The sequence below is a fragment of the Dehalococcoidales bacterium genome (genome assembly GCA_041656115.1).
Classification (GTDB): Bacteria; Chloroflexota; Dehalococcoidia; order Dehalococcoidales; family UBA5627; genus UBA5627.
The window spans coordinates 1-2,592 of record JBBAED010000034.1; the positions used below are offsets into that span (position 1 = coordinate 1).

Below are 2,592 nucleotides of genomic sequence, written 5' to 3' on the forward strand. Positions count from 1 at the left end.
CTTTGAATAAATTTCCGTCCGATAGATGATTTGATTAACCAACTCATAAGTTCTCTTTTTAATTATAAATGATTATTATTTTTTTTATGGAATCTGTACGCTCGTTTTGCAATATAAAGGCGCGGCCTGTTTGTTTCAGACCGCAAAAATACAAAATATACTCGTCAATCGAGAATATTTAAAGAAATATTTCTTTAATGACCGCGCGACCTATTGGCAACCCCGAGGGGGACAACCCGGCCCGAAATCCCAAGTGGACAGCAGAGGTCGACTCCACCCTCTCCGGATACCCCGAAAACCCAAAGATATATCAATTTACTGGTTTTGCCCCACGAGAGGGGGAGAAATATCGCATTATTTGGAATACGCCCGGTATCGATCGGGAATAACTCTCCGGGAATCTTTTTTTAATAAAGATTTGATTTTTTAAATGAATAACTATATTTGTAGCCTGTTCATCGATTACTTCATCCATAATTCGTGTTATGCGGCAACTTAACGAGCTGTTTTTGGTTATCCACCAGTACTTAGCCGGTAATAACTGGTTTATTTTTCTTCTCTTGGGAACAGGTGCCTTCTTTACTATTTACCTGAAATTCCCGCAGATCAGGTACTTTTCACATGCTATTCGTATCGTGAGAGGCAAGTACGATAAAAAAGAGGATAAAGGAGATACCACCCATTTTCAGTCATTGGCAACCGCCCTGTCGGGGACGGTTGGCACCGGGAACATTGCCGGCGTGGCACTGGCCGTTCACTTGGGAGGGCCCGCGGCACTGTTCTGGATGCTGGTGACAGCCTTCCTGGGCATGTGTACCAAGTTCGTCGAGGTAACGCTGTCGCATAAATACCGTGATTTCGACGAGAAGGGGAAGGTGGCCGGTGGTCCCATGTATTACATGAAAAAGCGGTTAAATATCCCGTTAAAAAACGGGAAGATGATCAAAACCGGGTATTGGCTTGGCGGGTTCTTCGCGATTGCCACTATCTTGTCTTCGTTTGGAACCGGTAACTTGCCGCAAGTGAATAGCATCTCCAATGCCATGTTTGCCGCTTTTGGCGTACAACACGTGGTGACCGGGGCTATCCTCTCCGTTTTACTCGGTTTAATCATTATTGGTGGAATCAAGAGGATTGCTCTTGTAACCGAAAAATTGGTGCCTTTTATGGCGATTCTTTATTTCGCGGGTGCCCTCGCGGTCATTTTTTCCAATACACAGAACATCATGCCTTCCTTCATTGCCCTGTTTCGGGATGTCTTTACCGGCACCGCGGCGGTAGGTGGGTTCTTGGGAGCCGGGTTCGCGTTCGCCTTCAATAACGGGGTGAACAGGGGACTATTCTCTAACGAGGCCGGGCAGGGTTCCGCGCCCATTGCCCACGCGGCAGCAAAAGCCCGCGAGCCAGTCTCGGAGGGGATGGTCGCTATTCTGGAGCCTTTTATCGATACCGTGATTATCTGTTTTCTCACCGGGATGGTGTTGTTATCGTCCGGGGTGTGGAATGAGAAATTGCCCAACCGGTTTCAACAGACCGATATCGAAATCTTGGCAGATTATTACCACGAAGGGAATAAAGAGGATCTGGTAACCTTGGAAAATCACTTGAGTGGCAAAACCAAGGTAGCACTCTTTTCGGGTGTGTTGCACGTGGAGGAGGGAAAAATACGGGAGAATGTCTCCCTGATTCACGCCCGGTCGCTGGCCGAGGACGTGGAGGTACTTGGCGGAGGGCAACTCTTCTCCGGGCAGATCCCTGTCGTGAACGGAAAAATTGCCGACCGGTCGTCCTATTTAGTGTTTTCCGGCCGCTCGCTTGTGCATAGTGCCCCTCTTTCCGCGGCTGCTTTCTCCAAGAGCGTGCTGGGTGACATGGGGCAATACATCGTGGCCATTGCTTTGCTCTTGTTTGCTTTCTCTACCGCCATTGCTTGGTCGTATTACGGCGACCGGAGCATCACCTACCTGGTCGGGGCAAAGTACGTGGTCTATTACCGGATCGTCTTTATCGTAGGGTTCTTCTTTGCTTCCTTTGCCGATACTACCCTTATCTGGAACCTATCGTTGATCACGATCGCGTTTATGACTGTTCCCAACCTGGTCGGGCTGCTCATCCTGCACAAGGAGGTGAAGTCGGCGATCAATGATTACTGGACCGGTTTTAGGAAGGAGCATCCTGATCATTGATCGCGAATTATCTCCCGGCCGATCTTGTTTTAAGGTCTTCTTTTATTTTGTATTATCTAAATCTGTGCAAAAAATAGTTTTGTGCACGCGTTTTACCGGTATGAGTTGCGGGCCGATGTAGGTAGCTGGCAAAGATATCACTTGCTTGCTAAGTCGCTTGATCATTGTTGCAATCCAGGATGGTTTTAAGCAGCTCGGCAAGTGGTAAGGCAAGGTCTTTGATAACCAAGGTTGATGTGTTGATGCAAAGCGTGTAATTCTCTTTCTCGCCCCATTTTCGGTTGGTGAAAAATTTGTAATACCGTGCCCTGTTCTTATCGACAGCTTTGATCTGGGCTTTCAATTGGGAATCTGACAACCGTTCGTCTTCCGGTGCCCGGCGACGGCAGCGCCGGAGCCGGGACTC

At 48.2% G+C, this 2,592-nt stretch carries 2 protein-coding genes; one reads left to right on the forward strand and one right to left on the reverse strand.

The window, feature by feature from the left end; genetic code table 11:
• Positions 1-485: 485 nt before the first annotated feature.
• Entirely contained in the window at positions 486-2,186 is a 1,701-nt protein-coding gene (locus WC958_06440; protein MFA5629860.1) for an amino acid carrier protein, read from the forward strand.
• Between the two features lie 148 nt (positions 2,187-2,334).
• Here WC958_06440 and WC958_06445 read toward each other — a convergent pair.
• On the reverse strand, positions 2,335-2,592 hold a 258-nt coding region (locus WC958_06445), incomplete at its 5' end, for a cytidylate kinase family protein (protein MFA5629861.1).

Bases quoted from the DNA above. Each gene is read 5' to 3' on its own strand.
- WC958_06440 (MFA5629860.1), top strand. From the start codon at position 486: ATGCGGCAACTTAACGAGCTGTTTTTGGTTATCCACCAGTACTTAGCC.